This window comes from Luminiphilus sp. nBUS_16, from assembly GCF_051201645.1.
Classification (GTDB): domain Bacteria; phylum Pseudomonadota; class Gammaproteobacteria; order Pseudomonadales; family Halieaceae; genus Luminiphilus.
Map to the genome: position 1 here is coordinate 3292557 of NZ_CP179205.1, position 16013 is coordinate 3308569.

The window sequence follows — 16013 nt, forward strand, 5'->3', positions numbered from 1 at the left end:
TCAATGGCCTTTGTCAGATTGCAGGAGGTAGCCCCACTGGCACGGATCGCAGGGGTTGCCCCGCGCGCTGCTGTGTTTGCCAATCGGGAGCCTCCCAAACTCTAGCTTCCTGACGCTCGGGAGTTTTATTCCGTATCAAGTCCGCCGCACGTTCGGCCACCATAATTGTCGGGGCGTTGAGGTTGCCGTTGGGAATGATTGGGAAGATAGACGAATCGACAACCCGTAAACCTTGCAGACCACGAACGCGACACTGCGGATCTACGACGGCGCCAAGGTCGTCGGTAGCCCCCATGCGACAAGAGCACGACGGGTGATACGCCGTTTCAACATTTTTTCGTACCCAGGCATCAACCGCAGCATCGTCGGCCAGATCAATCGCAGGCTGGATTTCCTCGGCGCGAAACGCATCGAGGGCCGGTTGTTGCAATATTTCACGGGTTAAACGCAAACAACTGCGCCAGTCCTGTCGATCCTGCTCCGTTGCCAAATAGTTGAACAGGATCTCGGGCTCATCCTCCGGGGCAGGCCCAGTGATACGAACATGCCCTCGGCTTTCGGGTTTGTTGGGGCCCACATGCACCTGAAACCCATGCCCGTCAAAGGCTGCCTTACCGTCGTAGCGAATCGCCGCGGGCATAAAGTGATACTGAATATCGGGGGCCGATAATCCAGCTCGAGAACGGATAAAGCCACAGGACTCAAAATGATTAGTCGCGCCAAGACCCGATCGGGTCAGTATCCATCGAACACCAATACGGAGCTTTGAAAACCAATCGAGGTGCCCGTTCACCGTAATCGGTTGACGACAGCGGTATTGAAAATACACCTCAAGGTGGTCTTGCAAATTCTCGCCCACCCCCGGCAAATCGTGGAGCACTTCGACACCAGCGGCTGCCAATACTTCGGGGGATCCAATACCCGAGCGTTGTAATAGAAGAGGCGAACCCACCGACCCTGCACTCACAATGACCTCGCGCCGTGCAGACGCTGCAACAGACTTTCCCTTGCAGCGATACTGCACGCCGGTAACACGACTGCCCGACAAAATCAGACGCTCGACTTCGGCGCGGGTCACCAGGGTTAAATTTGGTCGTTTACGTGCAGGCTTAAGGTAAGCCAGATCGGTTGAGCAGCGCTCCCCATGCCGAACGGTCATGTGCATGGGGCCAAAACCTTCCTGACGGAAACCGTTGTAATCAGGGGTGCTGCCGTAGCCCGCATCGCAACCCGCGTCAACAAACGCCTGATAAAGCGGGTTACGCATGCGATTGCCGTTGCAGGTATCGACGGGGCCGTCACCGCCACGGTACTCATCAGCACCCGACATCCAGCGCTCAGCGCGACGGAAATAGGGCAGGCAGTCGACGTAGCTCCAGCCTTCGGCACCCTGCTCTACCCAGCTGTCAAAATCCTCAGCATGACCTCGTACGTAAACCATGCCATTGATCGCCGAAGAACCGCCTAAGACTTTGCCTCGGGCACAGTCCATTTTTCGTTGCTCGAGACCGGGCTCGGGCCGCCCCCAGTAACCCCAGTTAAAACGCGGAGTATTCATGGGAATCGACAGAGCAGTGGGCATTTTTATAAACAGGCTGCGATCGTCCTTGCCCGCTTCGATCAGCAAGACCGAGTGCGCCCCATCTTCTGTCAAACGATTGGCCAGAACACAGCCCGCCGAACCGGCACCCACGATGATGTAGTCGAACTCACTCAATGTGCTAACGCTCCTGATTTTAGGTACCGAGGTGCAGGTCGCTCACATCCTCAGCTAATTTTGTGCACGCAACGCGGCTATTAACAGTGCCTCCCTTTGCGCTTTAGTCAGCCAAGGCCCCTTGCGGCCGCTGACAGTATTTTTGCCAGTTTAGGCGGCAGTAGGTTGTGAGCTCAACCGTGAATGCCATTATTCAATAAACGACCGACCATCGAGGGCCGCTGCAACCGACGCAGGCACCGGGATGCGAAGGTGACGTGCCAAGGAGGGATAAATATCAACAATGGCGGGATGTTGGTAAAAACTCGGTAATAAACGCTGGCTATTTGTCACCATCCAGGTTGTTCGTTCCCGTTCACTCTGACCGCCATGATCCTTTCCTGTGTGAAGGTCTCGGCCGTGATCGGTCGTCACCAAGATCAACCAATCTTCACTTTGAGTCGCGGCCCGGGCCTGAACAGCCGACCAGACTGTGCCCACCAATTGATCCATCACCTCTACCGCAGCATCAAGCTCGGGGCTATCGCCTAAGGCGTGCCCGACATCGTCGGTGTACTGCAAATACACCCATGACAAATCGGGCCCTTGCTGCTCGATCACACGGGCAGCCTCCGCCGCGACGTGACGATCGATCGCCTGTATGTGCCTATCTTGGGGTGCATGGGGAAAACGCTGGGGGTCGGTCTCAAACCCGTCTGCGACAAAGTCGATGGTTACACCCCCTGCGTCTGCAAGCCCGGCACCTAGAAGGATAGTTCTATTGTCGGTCCAGGTTGAAAAAATCCCGGTCTCTAGGGGAGGCTCAACGGCTTTAGCGAGGCGAAAGAGGTTCCAGTAGTCGTAATTTGGCGCGAGGTCAGCGTTACCGTAAACGTTATGTTTATTCGCCCAAGTCCCGGTCACCAAACTCATATACCCCGGCGCAGACACGGTGGGGGTCTCGGCAGGGTCGTTTAAGGGGCCCCCGACTTCCGCTCGAGTGTAGCCACCCACCTTGGCAATGGCATCGAGATTGGGGGTGAACACGCGCTCAATCACGTCAGCTGGAATGCCGTCTACAATTAGAAAAACCGCTTTGTTGCTGGCCACTGCTGTGCTGTTGGTCATTTCATTACCGGCCCATGCAACCGAGGCCGTGGTCATGGTCATGGTCATGGTCATGGTCATGGTCATGGTCATGACTATAAGCCTCAGTGCAACTAGACAATGTGTGGCACAAACCCTAACGCCGTCAGTTGCACAAGACCAAGGGATAAATGCGGCTCTCGAAAACCACTTGCCCAAAATACTGCACGTTGTGGTCATGGCTAAATTTCCTTTGAGGGTTGAAACCCACTGCACTGAGTATTCTCCTTAGCCAGCTTGTGCAGTAAGCAGCACAGCGCTGCTGCAAGTAGCACTTCCTTTGTAGTGAGTGGCACTTTTTTGTCACTGACACCCCTCTTCATTAAGCATCAAGCCACAGCATTTTGCACGGCAAGTGCCCATAGGTGATGATGCTAAGATTAATGCTGCATCAAAGATTAGATGACCATGCCCCTTGGAAGCCGATGACCCTAACCCACCTACCAACGATTGATTTACGGGCCAGCGATAAGGTGGTCAAGCAGGCTTTGGAAACTGCTTTTACCTCGATTGGCTTCGCACTCATCAGCGGGCATGGCATAGCCGAGGGGCAAATTTCCGAAATGCGGCAGCTACTGAAAACGTACTTCGACCGCCCACTCACCGAGAAACTGCAAGGGTCCATCACGCCAGAAAATTATCGTGGCTATATTCCTCTCGGTTTCTTTTCCGCGAATAGCAACAACACCCTCACCGACCACTACGAGGGTTATAAGCTTCACTATGAAGCCGCTGAAACCGATCCGATAACTGCGCAGTGTGATTTGTACGGACCCAATCGCTGGCCCCGCGAACCTTCTCACTTCAAAGCTACCATTTTGAGTTACTGGCAAGCCTGCGACCGCGTCAGCCAGCGGCTGTTGCGCCTGTTGGCACAAATTATGGGCGTAGACGAGAACAGTTTTTTATCGCTCTTTGAATCGCCGCTGACCAACATGACCCTGCTGCACTACCCGTCGATGCCCGCTAAACCTCCAGAGGAAGCCGGCTATGGTATCCATCCCCACAAAGATACCGACGCCCTAACCCTGCTATTCCCCGATCCTGTTGGCGGCCTCTGGCTACGCCCCCGAGAGCAAGATCACTGGCTTGAGGTAGCTGCACAAAATGACACCCTAATCGTCAATATTGGCGACCTGCTGGAACTATGGTCCGGCGGTTATTTTGTTTCAACACCCCACAAAGTGGTCAACCAATCAGGGCAAGAGCGCTACAGCTTTCCGTTTTTCACCGTGCCTCGACACGACGTCACAGTGGCTCCGCTAGTGACGCCACAGCCGGGCTTCGATCGCACTCCGGTACCGGTAGGGTCGGTATCCCGAGAGGTGTGGCGCACCAATTGGCCCGACGTGGAACCCGGTGATCAGGGTTTTGATTTGGGCACGCTCACCGACTAGCGCGTTGTTGCACCCTCCCAAAGGCACAGCAAGCCTCGGGGCGCGCCACCATCTTTGCAACCTGACGGCATGAGATCAGCTTGCCTGGGCTTTGGCCCCAACACGATTAAGGAAGGCCCCTGCCGCCGTATCTTGTTCTCGAAGCACCTTGAGCAAGGCCACCAGATTGGCATCGCGTTCGGCTTCGAGCGTGCTGACCGAACGTTCGCCGGCTTGGGCATCAGACTGCTCAACAATGCGTCCTATCAGAGCATCGTCAAGGTCGGGGACATCCATTAACTTGGTCCACGGCCAGGAAAGGCAGGGGCCAAATTGCTCGAGAAAGTGCTGCATTCCCGCTTCACCCCCCGCAACACGGTAGGTTTCAAACAGTCCTTTTTGGGCCCAGCGCAGGCCAAAGCCGTGGGTCATGATGTCGTCAATTTGTTCAGTCGTAGCCACGCCATCCTTAATAAGCCATAGCGCCTCGCGCCACAAAGCTTCCATCAATCGATCACCAATGTGGGCCGGGACCTCGGCTCCCACAGCAACCGGCTTCATACCGATCTGCTCTAGGGTGGCCATCGCTTTGGCTTGTGTTTGCGCTGAGGTTGCCGGTGAGGGCACGCACTCAACAATGGGTAATAAATACACCGGGTTGTAAGGGTGAGTGACCAGTATTTGCTCGGGTCGCTGCGACTGCGCCTGCAGTTCAGAGGGCATAAAACCCGATGTCGACGACCCAATCACAGCGGTCTCTGGGCAGGCCGCCTGAATGGCCTCCAGCACCTGATGTTTCAACGGCAAGCGCTCGGGGGTGGACTCCTGAATCCAGTCGGCCCCCGCGACGGCCGCTTCAAGTGTTTCGACGATTTCGAGCTGGCCCTCTGGGGGTAATCCGTCGTAGACCTCGGGAACCCAGCGTCGAGCTTTTTCTAGGGTTCGCGCCAAAGCTTCATCAGCCCCCGGGCCGGGATCAAAATATCGAACGTCCCAACCGTTCAGTAAAAACCGGGCAGCCCAGCCCGAACCAATCACCCCACCCCCAATAATCGCTGCAACCGGCATCAGGGTAGCGCTCGCTCAGTGAGGTTTAATTCGTTACGGACTTCGGCGGGGGTCATAATTTCAACCCCCATGGCACGAATAATGGTGGCGGCACGCTCAACCAACTCGGCATTGGTAGCAAGCCGACCTTTGTCGAGCCACAGGTTGTCCTCAAGCCCCACACGAACGTTGCCCCCCGAGAGCACCGCCGCCGCAACGTAGGCCATTTGATGGCGTCCAATGGCAAAAGCCGAATGCACCCAGTCACTGGGAACATTATTGACCATAGCCATGAAGGTATTGAGGTCATCGGGAGCACCCCAGGGCACGCCCATGCACAGCTGAACCATAACCGGGGCGGGAATAATGCCCTCCTTGACCAGCTCTTTGGCAAACCACAGGTGGCCTGTATCGAAGGCCTCAATTTCAATCTGAATACCCAAGTCGGTCATGCGCTGGGCCATGTCCCGGAGCATACCCGGGGTGTTGGTCATGACGTAATCGGCCTCAGCAAAATTCATGGTGCCGCAGTCGAGGGTCGCAATTTCTGGGAGACAGGCCTCCAAGTGGGCGACCCGCTCGGCAGCAGAGACCATGTCGGTGCCCTCAGACTTGAGGGGCAAAGGTGCGTCGGTAGGACCAAACACCAAATCGCCCCCCATGCCCGCGGTCAGGTTCACCACCACATCGACCTCTGCCCCCCGAATACGCTCCACGACTTCCCGGTATAAGTGGACATCCCGTGAGGGGACGCCCGTATCGGGATCACGAACGTGGCAATGCACAACAGCGGCACCAGCCCGAGCGGCATCAATGGCCGATTCAGCGATCTGCTGGGGACTGCGTGGCACTTTGTCACTACGGTCCTGAGTGCTCCCAGAACCGGTTACCGCCGCCGTAATAAACACTTTCTTTCGTAGGGCCAATGGCATAGTTAATTTCGCTTTTGTCGGTGGATAAAAAAAGGGGGCAGTCGATCGCCAAGAATTGCGGTAGCAAGTTAGCCTGCCGTACCGCCCATTTCAGATTTGCGGTCAACGTCAGGGCCATGACCTCTGTTTAAAGCCCGGGCTCGAGACAAAATTTCATCGCGGTCAATATAGACACCCTGTAAATGCCTTTTGCCCGATCCTGAAAACCCTTTGCGCCCGTGCATCACCCGTCGATTATCGAAGCACATAATGTCTCCAGCACCCAGCCGAAAGGTCAGTTCAAAGCGGGGATCGTCGGCCAATTTGTGAAAGCGCCGCAGAGCTTCATAGGCTTCGGCAACGTCCCCCTCGGGCATATCGGGAAACGCGCGAACCGGATAAAAAGCACGAAGCGTCGGCAGAGCGTGCGCCCCGGAGGTATCAATAATGGGTGCTGACCAGCGATGGTCAATTCCGGGGCCACGATTGAAAAATACCCAGCGGCGTGTTGACAGCAGTTCGTAATCTGCGGGGTGGTGGGTTTTCAGTTCCTGAACCAGAGCCGCACCATCGGTGAGCGTAGACTCACCCCCATCAGCCTCATTGATTAGGCAATGTAGAAACTGGTAACCGGGGGGAATCTCCCGAGTGGGTAAGTCGGTATGCGGCCCCAATCGCAGTCCCGTATTCGCCGTGGTGTTAGTTTTCGAGTCACCCGCCAAACTGATATCGGCAACAACATCCCATAGCGCGCCAAAGTTACTGTCCCGCACTGGACCAATTCGGGCGGCAAGTTTGTTGAGAAACCCCTCCTCGCTCGGTGCCCTCTCGAGTACGCAAACGCCATAACGAATTAAATCATTCATGATTTCGCAGAGGTCTTGATCACTCTCCAGCGCATCAGGGGCTGACCTTCGAGGGGGTGAAGGCAGGATCTGAGCATCCCAAACCTCTGGTTTGGGGAGCCAGCTTTCCGGCAAATGCTGCCCGTCAGCTATGTGGCGCAGCCAGCCGCCGTGGTAAGTACAGCGTTGCGCCTCGGGTTGCCATAGCAGTGAAAGATCACCCTGATCCGTGAGGTCAGCGGCGGCAATGGTCATAGCGTCTGTAAGATCCGCAGGATCCAGCAACCCCTCTCGGGTTGCAGGGTCAATACCACCGAGCCCTAGGGCATTTTCGCGCAGCCAGAATCGGTGGCAGTGCAGCCGTTGACCATCACCCCAACTGAGGTGAATGAAGTCTCCGTGGTGCTCTACTGCAGCCAGTGGTGCCGCGGCGTAGGCATAAAAATCGGGGACATCGACCCCGTTATTGACCTGCTGCATCTGAGTCATACCGTTCTCCCTGGCAAATACTCATGGTTCTTATTTTTGTTGGGCCACACGCCTTAGCCTGACTTTTTGCCCGCAAGGCGTAGCCCGATGTTGCAACGGCAACCACCCGCAAATAACCACACACTAAGCGTGTTGTTTACGCCGCGGTCTCTCAGAGCGTGAAGGTACTCCAATAGCATGCTGTGAGTCAGCATTTAATGAACACTTTTGCATTTTTTTGATGCCTTGTGACGGGTCCTACCGACCGAATACTTTGTTTAAAAATGGCATCCCGAGGGCACTATGCATTCTCTTGTTAAAAAGCAGGTGCGCAAGCTGACTGACCGCGGGATACTGCGGGCTATTGGCGACATCTAAAGCAGCCCTCGTTGTTAAGGACGATATATGTTTTACATTCAAGGCTTCATCCGACTCAGCACCCTTGTTCTTCTGCTAATGAGTCCTTTGTTGAACGCACAAGAGGCAGCACCCGCCCGTTACGAAACCATGGTGGAGACATTGCTGCGCGACAGTATTGCCAGGGAAACCGCCCATGGGCTGGGGCAGGTCCCCGCTTACGCAAAGTTTTTGCAAACGCAATTTTTAACCGCAGGCTTTGATGCTCAGGACGTGACAATCATCCCCTATGAAGGCACCGCATCCCTGCTGGTCCGATACCGAGGGGACGGTAGCAGCAATCGTCGGCCCATTTTGTTCTCATCACATATGGACGTAGTTCCCGCCGACCCCAATGACTGGGTTCGCAACCCCTTTGAATTACAGGAAGATGAGACCTTTTATTTTGGCCGGGGTGTCCTTGACAACAAATTTGACGTCTCAGTGCTCACCACCCTCTTTATCTGGCTGAAGGAAGACGGCTATGTCCCCAACCGGGATCTAGTAATTGCCTTCACAGGCGATGAAGAATCTTTTCAAGAAACGGTGCAACAGCTGACCCGAGACCACCGCGAGGCCATTGATGCCGAATTTGCGTTCGTTGTCGACGGCGGCGGCGGTGTTCTCAATGATGCGGGGGAAGCCATTCAATACAAGGTGGGCTTTGCTGAAAAAACCTACGCCACTTTTGCGGTCACCGCGCGCAACCCCGGAGGTCATTCCTCCATGCCTCGGTCTGACAATGCCATTTTCGATTTGTCCGACGCACTCAAGCGATTGCAGGATTTTCGCTTCCCGGTGGAGACCAACGAAATCACCCTAACCTTTTTTGAACGCACCGCTCCCCTAGTGGGCGGAGAGGTCGGGGAAGCCATGGCGAGGCTGGTGTCAGATCCTTCAGACGCGGAAGCCATCGAAGTACTGCGACAAAAACCGGAATATGTAGGCACTTTGGGCACGACCTGCATTCCTACTATGCTCGCCGGGGGACACGCTGAAAACGCCTTGCCTCAGTCGGCAACCGCTACCGTTAACTGCCGAATTTTCCCCGGTAATGCCGTCACTGATGTTATGGGTACCTTGCAGCTCGCCGTGGAAAATCCCGAGCTCGACTGGTCCATTGTCGGCATGCCGGTCTCCAGTGACGCCTCGCCCTTTAACAACGAAGTGATGGCGGCGGTCAAAACAAGCCTCGAACCCTTGTATCCGGGTATACCGGTTATTCCACAAATGAGCTCGGGCACCACCGACGGTGCTTTTTTTCGGGCGGCGGGCATTCCTAGCTACAGCTTGACCGGTATTTTCATCAACCCCAGGGACTCCTTTGCCCATGGCTTGAATGAACGGGTACCCAAAAACAGCCTGCCCCAATCGCTGATCTTTTGGCGATCAATGGTTGAGGAGTTGGCAGGTCCTAGTGCGATCACAGCACCTTAATCGTGGTCGCACTCAGACCGACAACAATGAGTGCCAACAAGACCACTGAAAATTTCCCCGAGCCCGCCCGGAGAACCTCTGTGAAAAATGGTAAAAACACCTAAAAACAGAGGGTCAATCGGTGATCTAAACGGTACTTTTTAACACCGCAACGCACCGCCCTCGGTCGCGCACCGGGAACTCTGAAAATCTGCCAAAACTTACCAAAAATCGTGCTTGTCCCAAGCGCGATTCTGACGAGAATGCGCGTCTCCTTTTTACACTTTGAAATTACGATCATGGGTAGCCTCCGCTCTGTTTCCTCTCTCCTGCTAACGACAGCATTTTTGCTTGCCGGACACGGTTTGCATATGACCTTCTTGCCCTTGCGAGCGGTGGAGTTGGGCATGTCGACATTGCTTGTGGGCCTAAGTGGCTCAGCCTACTTCGCAGGATTTCTCACCGGCGCGCTTATCACGCCTCGGATCATTGCCAACGTCGGTCACATTCGAAGTTTCACCGCGCTCATGGCCACCTTTATATGCAGCTTCCTTGTGCTGAGTCTTTGCGACGGCGGCGTGCTATGGATTGTGGTGCGGTTTGTCTTGGGCACTGCCATGTGCGGCGCCTACACCGTGATCGAAAGCTGGTTAACCGAGCAAACGGACCCCAAGGCACACGGGCGGGTACTGTCAATTTATACGGTGATCGTGCTGGCCTCTATGGCACTGGGGCAGTATTTATTGAATCTGACCGCCAGTAATCCACTGCACCCGTTTATTCTGGTTTCACTGATGGTAGGCCTTGCCATCATTCCGGTAAGCCTCACTCGCTCACCGGCGCCCGCACCCGTGCCCGCTACCCGCTTTAGTTTTAGCAAGCTCTACCGTCGTTCCCACACCGCTTTTGCTGGGGCATTGGGTTCCGGTCTAATCATGGGCAGCTTTTGGTCGCTGGGCGCTGTCTATGTGCTCGCGCTGACTGACGATCCGAGTTTCGTGCCTTGGTTCATTGCCGCCAACATTATTGGGGGGGCTTTGGCCCAGTACCCCATTGGCGTTGCCTCGGATCGCATCGATCGGCGCTTTGTGTTGACCTTTTTGTGCGTCGCCTGTTGTGGCACTGCACTGGCATTGTCTCAGGCAACCGAGCAAGGCACCTTGCTCTGGTGTTCTGCTGCCTTTGGCGCAGCAGGTAATTCCCTGTATGCCGTATCTTTGGCCAAGGCCGCCGATAACTCAAAACGCGATGAGTTTGTCATGCTGGGCTCCTCAGCGCTGTTGCTCAATGCGCTGGGCGCCTCGGGCGGCGCTTTATTCTTTGGCTTCGCAATTCGTTGGCTAGGCAACGAATCGCTGTTTATTGCCGTGGCAATGGCCAGCTTATTGTTCGGCGTCTTTACGTCGCTGCAGCCCCGAGGAAAAACCGCAGTGGCCACTGACGAGCAGAGCGAGTTTGTGGGCACCACATCGGCCATGGCACCCATTGCATTGCAGCAAGACCCTCGATCAAATGAGCCGACGACAGATGCAACCGTCGACGATTACGTGTCTGAAAATACCGAACAGAACTCGACGTCTGGATGTGGCATGACACTGGATTCCTCGGAAAAAATGACGGCCTGGTGATCGCTGGGCTGCCATGGCGGCCAAGTCATCAATTCACTGCCGTTAGGATCACCTCGGGTGACGAAGCCGTGCCAGTAGTCCAACAGGGTACGGGTTAGGTTGCGGTCCTCCGACTCCGTAGGTAGCCAGTTATCGTGTCGATCAAAAACGTAGGGTAACTCCGCACCATGGTAGGCGCCGATGCTGTTAAAGCCCGGGCGCACTCGATCAAAACGATAAACAAATGCCCGACCACCTGCTGCACTCACGGCATCGGCTAAGGTAAGTGACGGGCAAAGAAAGGTCACGGCAGTCCCCAGTCGGTCGAACAATGCCTTCTCGTCGAGGCCGTGACCCGCCGCCGCAAGTACAGCAGGCCAACGCTCTGTAGAGACACGACCTTCCAAGTACGACGCGACCGTTGCGCCGGGGCGGATGTACATCAACGATTCGTTGGCGTTGGTGCCAATGATGATATTCAGAGGAGGCAAGTCACCGTCTGTCACCCGCTGCTGCAATGTGCGCGGCAGACTTTCAGCATCTTCAATAGCGCCAAAGCGCATGCCCGCATAAATATCTCCGGTGACGTCCATGAGGTTTTTCGCGGGTACATCCCGTAAGCCTTCGAGGGAGCCGTTAGGGCCAAGCAATACTTCCTGCAACTGCATGGCTCGGGCCTTTGCCTCAGTCGGTGTTGGTCCCCCAACCACAGGCCAGCCGCCACTTTGATGAATAACGCCGTGGATTTTAGTGCCACTCAACGGCGACAAAGCGAGGTGCAGCGCATTCGCGGCACCCGTGGATTCACCCGAAACCGTGATGCGTTCAGGGTCGCCACCAAAATTGGCGATATGGGTATGCACCCAATCAAGCGCCAGCGACAGATCGTGGAGTGCGAGGTTGCTCGCCGCCATCTCAGGATGATTCATCCAACCAAAGACACCCAATCGATAGGCCACCGTCACTACGATCACGCCTTTTCTCGCCAGCGGTCCGCCATGGTAATTGGGCTCGTAGCTCCAGCCGCCAGTATTTGAGCCGCCGTGGATAAAAATTAAAACCGGGCGTAGCGCTTCCTGGCCAGGCTTTTGATCGGCCCGCTGATGCGTTGAGTTTGAAGCCTCAAGAGCTGCATCATCGAGGTCGGTCCAGACGTTGAGGTACAGGCAGTCCTCGGAATACTCGGGGCCTGCCATCAACGCAGGGTCAACGCCAACTCGAGCCATCATGCCGTGATACCAGTCAAGTCCACTACCCGATTGCATGCAGGCAGGGGCAAACTCAGTGGCATCGAGGTTCGCGGCAGCCAACGTATAGGGCTTAGGCCGCTGCCAGCGCGCCTTGCCGACAGGGGGCTCAGCAAAGGGAATACCCAAAAACTCCGCAGTTCCCGAGGCATCCCGAGTGCCGGTAATGCGAGTGTTTGCCACCCGAACTTGAGGCGCCGTCACCCGGGTTAACGCGTGCTCAGAATTTTGAATGGCAGTGTCGCCAGGTTTTTCATCACAACCCATTAGAGCCAGACTGAGCAGCATCAACGATGGCCACAGCAGGGACTTGACCCCGCGACCTAGGGTAATGAAACGACAACACATCCTTTAGTACCTCCGGCTTCAATCAGCTCATGGGCTTGAATCATTTGTTCAAACGGTAAAATGGCATTGAGCCGATGAGTCAGCGCGTCGGCGCGCAAAGCTTCTTGGGTATCCTCGATCGCCTGCTGCTTAGCGGCTTCTGGCATGTCGTACACAATGACCATTCGCAGCGTCAGGTCCATAAACATCAGCGTTCGAAAAGGGAGTGTGGGCTCGGGAACGCGAGTACTCGCATAGGTGGCAATGACACCACCGGTGGCGATGCACTCCATAACCTCTGGCAAGTTGGCACCAAACTCAACGTCGACAACGCGCTGTATCCGCTGCCCCTGCAACTGCTCACAAAGCTGGGCTCCCCAACCCGGCTGGTGGTGATCAACCACTACCTCAGCACCCAGATCAAAACACAGCGCCCGGTCGTCGGCGTTACCTGCCGTCGCCACCACCCGAGCACCAAAATGACGAGCCCATTGAATTGCGTAATATCCAACGCGACCCGCGCCCCCCGTGACCAGCACCCACTGTCCTGCTACAGGGCCATCGGCGGTAACGCAGCGATGCGCTGTCATGATCGGAATGCCAATACAGGCACCCACCTCAAAAGACGCGTTATCCGGTAAAACGGGCGCCCGGCAACTTTCAATGCAGACCCATTGTGCAGCCGTGCCACCCAATCGATCGTGCTGCGCCTGATAAACAAAAACGCGCTCCCCCAAACGGGTTGGAGAAACCCCATCACCAACCGCCTCGATCACACCGGCACCATCGCTATGAGGAATCACCGGCCCTGTATCGAGCAAGTCTGGGAAAGCGCCCGCGCGTTTTTTCACATCGGAAGGGTTAACCGCACTGGTGTGCATGCGCACCAAAACTTCACCCGCCGCCGGCTCCGGTGTGGGTTGATCACCTTGTAGCAATACTGCCGCTGCCGGACCAAATTGCTCAAACCAAAATGCCTGCATGGAATGTTCCTCTATCCCCAATAACCCTCGATCTTCAGGGATCGAGCCAATTAGCTAGCGATTCTGTGTGGCCATCAATCGCAATGGCTTGCCCAGAAACTTTTTTTCCTCCGGGTCCCGCGAGGAAGCACACCATGGCTGCAATGTCCTCGGGATCAGTGAACTGCCGCAATGAGCCCTGTCGTTGATACACCCGACGAATATCGGCTGCTTCCATGCCCCTCGCCTCGGCGTCTCGATTGATCACCCCTTCAATTCTAGGGCCCGACACACTGCCCGGGCACAGTGCATTCACTCGAATATTCCAAGGGCCCAGCTCCATTGCCCAGGTCTTGGCGAGACCAATAGCTGCCCACTTGGAAGCCGCGTAAGGAGAACGTAGAGGGCAGCCTGATAGGCCAGCGTTGGATGACATGTTGATGATGGCACCGCTGTGTTGTGCCTTCATGAGTGGAATGGCATGTCGCGTCATGTAAAACAAGCTGTTGAGGTCGGTATCGATGGTGCGCTGCCATTCGTCCACCGCGAGATCTTCAAGGGCGCCTTGTGGACCGGCAATACCCGCATTGTTCACCAGCAGATCGAGGCGTTCATGCTTAGTGCGAAATGCTGCAAAGGCCTCATCAACCTGATGGGGGTCTGAGACATCACAAACCCTCGCACTGTCCTCACCGTAAGCCCGCTGAAATTCCGCGACATGATGAGGGTCAATATCGACAGTAAAAAGCTGGTATCCAAGCTCGTGAAGTGACTGGGCAATCGCGAGGCCAATGCCCGAGCCCCCCGCCGAAATTATCGCTACCGACTGTTCAGACATCACGCCACTTCCTTTACTAAGTCATGAATGCAAGCTTGGCAGATGTCACCGCAGCTGCGGCCCGACTCAAGGCCTGTCACCACCCTGCCAACAAAAAACCACCCTGACCGGACTCCTCGATATAACAAAACTTTCCCGCCTTAAGCCTCTGCCTGACTTTCGGCAGCCTCTTTACTCTGGCGGTCGACCTGCAAAGATTTCAGCAAACCATACCCCGCTGGCCACAGCGTCAATACGAGGGGAAGCGACACCACCAAGACCGCCGTTTGCGCTTCGCGAATACCCCCGGCATACATCAGCGCTATGGGTAATATGGCAACGGCAATCGCCCAGAACAAGCGATGCCAGCGCGGCGGATCCTCAGAGGGATGGAGTTGCTCAGTGGCGCTCGTAGCCAGAGTGTAAGAGGCACTGTCGTAGGTGGTCGCACAGAAGATTACCGACACAAAACACAACAGCCCAATGATGAGCCCTGCGAGCGGCAGGGTATCGAGCCCCGCGATGATCGCAGCATTGCCCCCTGAGCTTTCCATAACGGCCATGACATCGAGCTTGCCCTGCACCTGTAAACCAAGACTATGGTTGCCCAGCAACATATAAAATAACCAGCACCCTAAGGAACCGAGGATCAACATGCCGAGAACCACCTCACGAATCGTTCGGCCCCGGGATATGCGACTAACGAACAAACCCACAAAAGGACCGTAAGACACCCACCAAGCCCAGTAAAAAATAGTCCAGTCCTCGACAAACCCTGAGCGACCAATCGGGTCCGTCCAAAACGTCATGGCAATGGTGTTTTGCAGCATATGGCCCACAGAATTAATCGCCATGCGCAATAAGAACAAAGTGTCTCCTGCAAACAAGATCGCCACCAACAGCACCAGCGCCACAATCATATTGAGGTCACTAAGCCTGCGAATACCCCGTCCCAGCCCCATCGCAACACTGGTCGAAAATATAGCGACGCAGAGAATTACTACGGCCATTTCCAGACCGAAGCTCTCGGGTATGCCGGTGAGTCTGGAGATCAATGCCGCAATGAGCGGCGTGGAAAAGCCCAGAGAACTGCCCGCTCCACCAATTAACGCCACCATAAACATGCCGTCCATAAGTTTCGCCGCCCAGCTGTTTTGCCGGCCTTTTAGCCAGTAATCGGCGGCGGTGCTGTACTTGAGATACGGAACCCGCCTGACATAGAAGGGGTAGGCAATGGCGAGAGTTGGCAGGCAATAAAGTGCCCACGCGACAATACCCCAGTGATGCATGCCGTAGGACGCGGCCCATTGATAGGCCTCAGGCGACTTGGGTTCGGCACCAAAAGGGGGTGCTGCCGCATAGTGGGCCCACTCAATACCACTCCAGTACATGAGCCCTGCGCCGATCCCAGCGGCAAAGAGCATGGAGGCCCAGCTGGGAAAGCTAAATTCCGGTGGCCCCTCGCCCAAACGAATGGCTGAATGTGGGCCGAAGGCGAGGTACAGCGATACCCCAAGGGCGGTAGCACCCGTAAGAATGTAAAACCAACCAAAGGTTTGGCCAATCCAAGCATAGGCCGTTTTCAGCAGTTGGGCACTGGCATCGGGGAAAAATAGCAGCGGCAGGGAGATCCCCAATAGCACTGCAATGGTGAGTGAAAAATTGAACCGATCAACCCGAGGAGTCATAGCCATAGCGTCTTTTTTTATAGTGTTGTAGCTGCCAAAAGTTGAGCTTAACACCTCTGCGTCG

12 protein-coding genes are annotated in these 16013 nt (G+C 55.6%); 3 read left to right on the top strand and 9 right to left on the bottom strand.

The features are described 5' to 3' along the window. Window positions 1–13 precede the first annotated feature (13 nt). Window positions 14–1717, bottom strand: coding sequence for a choline dehydrogenase (gene betA / locus ACMAY6_RS14540; RefSeq protein WP_435212996.1), 1704 nt, complete (start codon window positions 1715–1717; stop codon window positions 14–16). A gap of 189 nt (window positions 1718–1906) precedes the next feature. Beyond that, window positions 1907–2896 carry an alkaline phosphatase family protein gene (locus ACMAY6_RS14545; RefSeq protein ID WP_435212998.1) on the bottom strand — a complete coding sequence of 330 codons (990 nt, stop codon included), beginning with the start codon at window positions 2894–2896 and terminating at the stop codon, window positions 1907–1909. A 314-nt stretch (window positions 2897–3210) separates the two neighbouring features. On the opposite strand from ACMAY6_RS14545, the gene ACMAY6_RS14550 reads away from it, so the two are divergent. Next, the gene (locus tag ACMAY6_RS14550; protein WP_435213000.1) at window positions 3211–4239 is read left to right on the top strand and encodes an isopenicillin N synthase family dioxygenase; all 1029 of its coding nucleotides are present in this window, start codon (window positions 3211–3213) and stop codon (window positions 4237–4239) included. 75 nt (window positions 4240–4314) lie between these two features. Here the strand turns inward: ACMAY6_RS14550 and ACMAY6_RS14555 are convergent, their stop codons facing one another. The 3 genes from ACMAY6_RS14555 to ACMAY6_RS14565 form a co-directional block, all read right to left on the bottom strand. Further along, window positions 4315–5286 carry a 3-hydroxyacyl-CoA dehydrogenase NAD-binding domain-containing protein gene (locus ACMAY6_RS14555; protein WP_435213002.1) on the bottom strand — a complete coding sequence of 324 codons (972 nt, stop codon included), beginning with the start codon at window positions 5284–5286 and terminating at the stop codon, window positions 4315–4317. Next, complete coding sequence (locus ACMAY6_RS14560) at window positions 5286–6197, bottom strand: 3-keto-5-aminohexanoate cleavage protein (protein ID WP_435213004.1); 912 nt, start codon at window positions 6195–6197, stop codon at window positions 5286–5288. Before ACMAY6_RS14560 ends, ACMAY6_RS14555 begins: the two co-directional genes overlap by 1 nt. A 68-nt stretch (window positions 6198–6265) precedes the next feature. Beyond that, window positions 6266–7510 carry a TauD/TfdA family dioxygenase gene (locus tag ACMAY6_RS14565; protein WP_435213006.1) on the bottom strand — a complete coding sequence of 415 codons (1245 nt, stop codon included), beginning with the start codon at window positions 7508–7510 and terminating at the stop codon, window positions 6266–6268. Between the two features lie 384 nt (window positions 7511–7894). Here ACMAY6_RS14565 and ACMAY6_RS14570 point away from each other — a divergent pair, with 384 nt between their 5' ends. Next, complete coding sequence (locus tag ACMAY6_RS14570) at window positions 7895–9322, top strand: M20/M25/M40 family metallo-hydrolase (protein WP_435213007.1); 1428 nt, start codon at window positions 7895–7897, stop codon at window positions 9320–9322. A 278-nt stretch (window positions 9323–9600) separates the two neighbouring features. Continuing rightward, on the top strand, window positions 9601–10929 hold the full coding sequence (locus ACMAY6_RS14575) for an MFS transporter (protein ID WP_435213009.1): 1329 nt from the start codon (window positions 9601–9603) through the stop codon (window positions 10927–10929). Here the strand turns inward: ACMAY6_RS14575 and ACMAY6_RS14580 are convergent. The 4 genes from ACMAY6_RS14580 to ACMAY6_RS14595 form a co-directional block, all read right to left on the bottom strand. Then, window positions 10845–12443: a carboxylesterase/lipase family protein gene (locus ACMAY6_RS14580; protein ID WP_435213011.1), complete on the bottom strand. Its 1599-nt coding sequence runs from the start codon at window positions 12441–12443 to the stop codon at window positions 10845–10847. The genes ACMAY6_RS14575 and ACMAY6_RS14580 overlap by 85 nt on opposite strands. A gap of 35 nt (window positions 12444–12478) precedes the next feature. Beyond that, window positions 12479–13465, bottom strand: a complete 987-nt coding sequence (locus tag ACMAY6_RS14585; RefSeq protein WP_435213012.1) for an NADPH:quinone reductase — start codon at window positions 13463–13465, stop codon at window positions 12479–12481. A 34-nt stretch (window positions 13466–13499) separates the two neighbouring features. After that, window positions 13500–14282 (bottom strand): SDR family oxidoreductase, encoded by a 783-nt coding sequence (locus ACMAY6_RS14590; RefSeq protein WP_435213014.1) that lies wholly within the window; start codon window positions 14280–14282, stop codon window positions 13500–13502. A 140-nt stretch (window positions 14283–14422) separates the two neighbouring features. Further along, window positions 14423–16003, bottom strand: a complete 1581-nt coding sequence (locus tag ACMAY6_RS14595) for a BCCT family transporter (protein WP_435213016.1) — start codon at window positions 16001–16003, stop codon at window positions 14423–14425. Window positions 16004–16013: the final 10 nt, after the last annotated feature.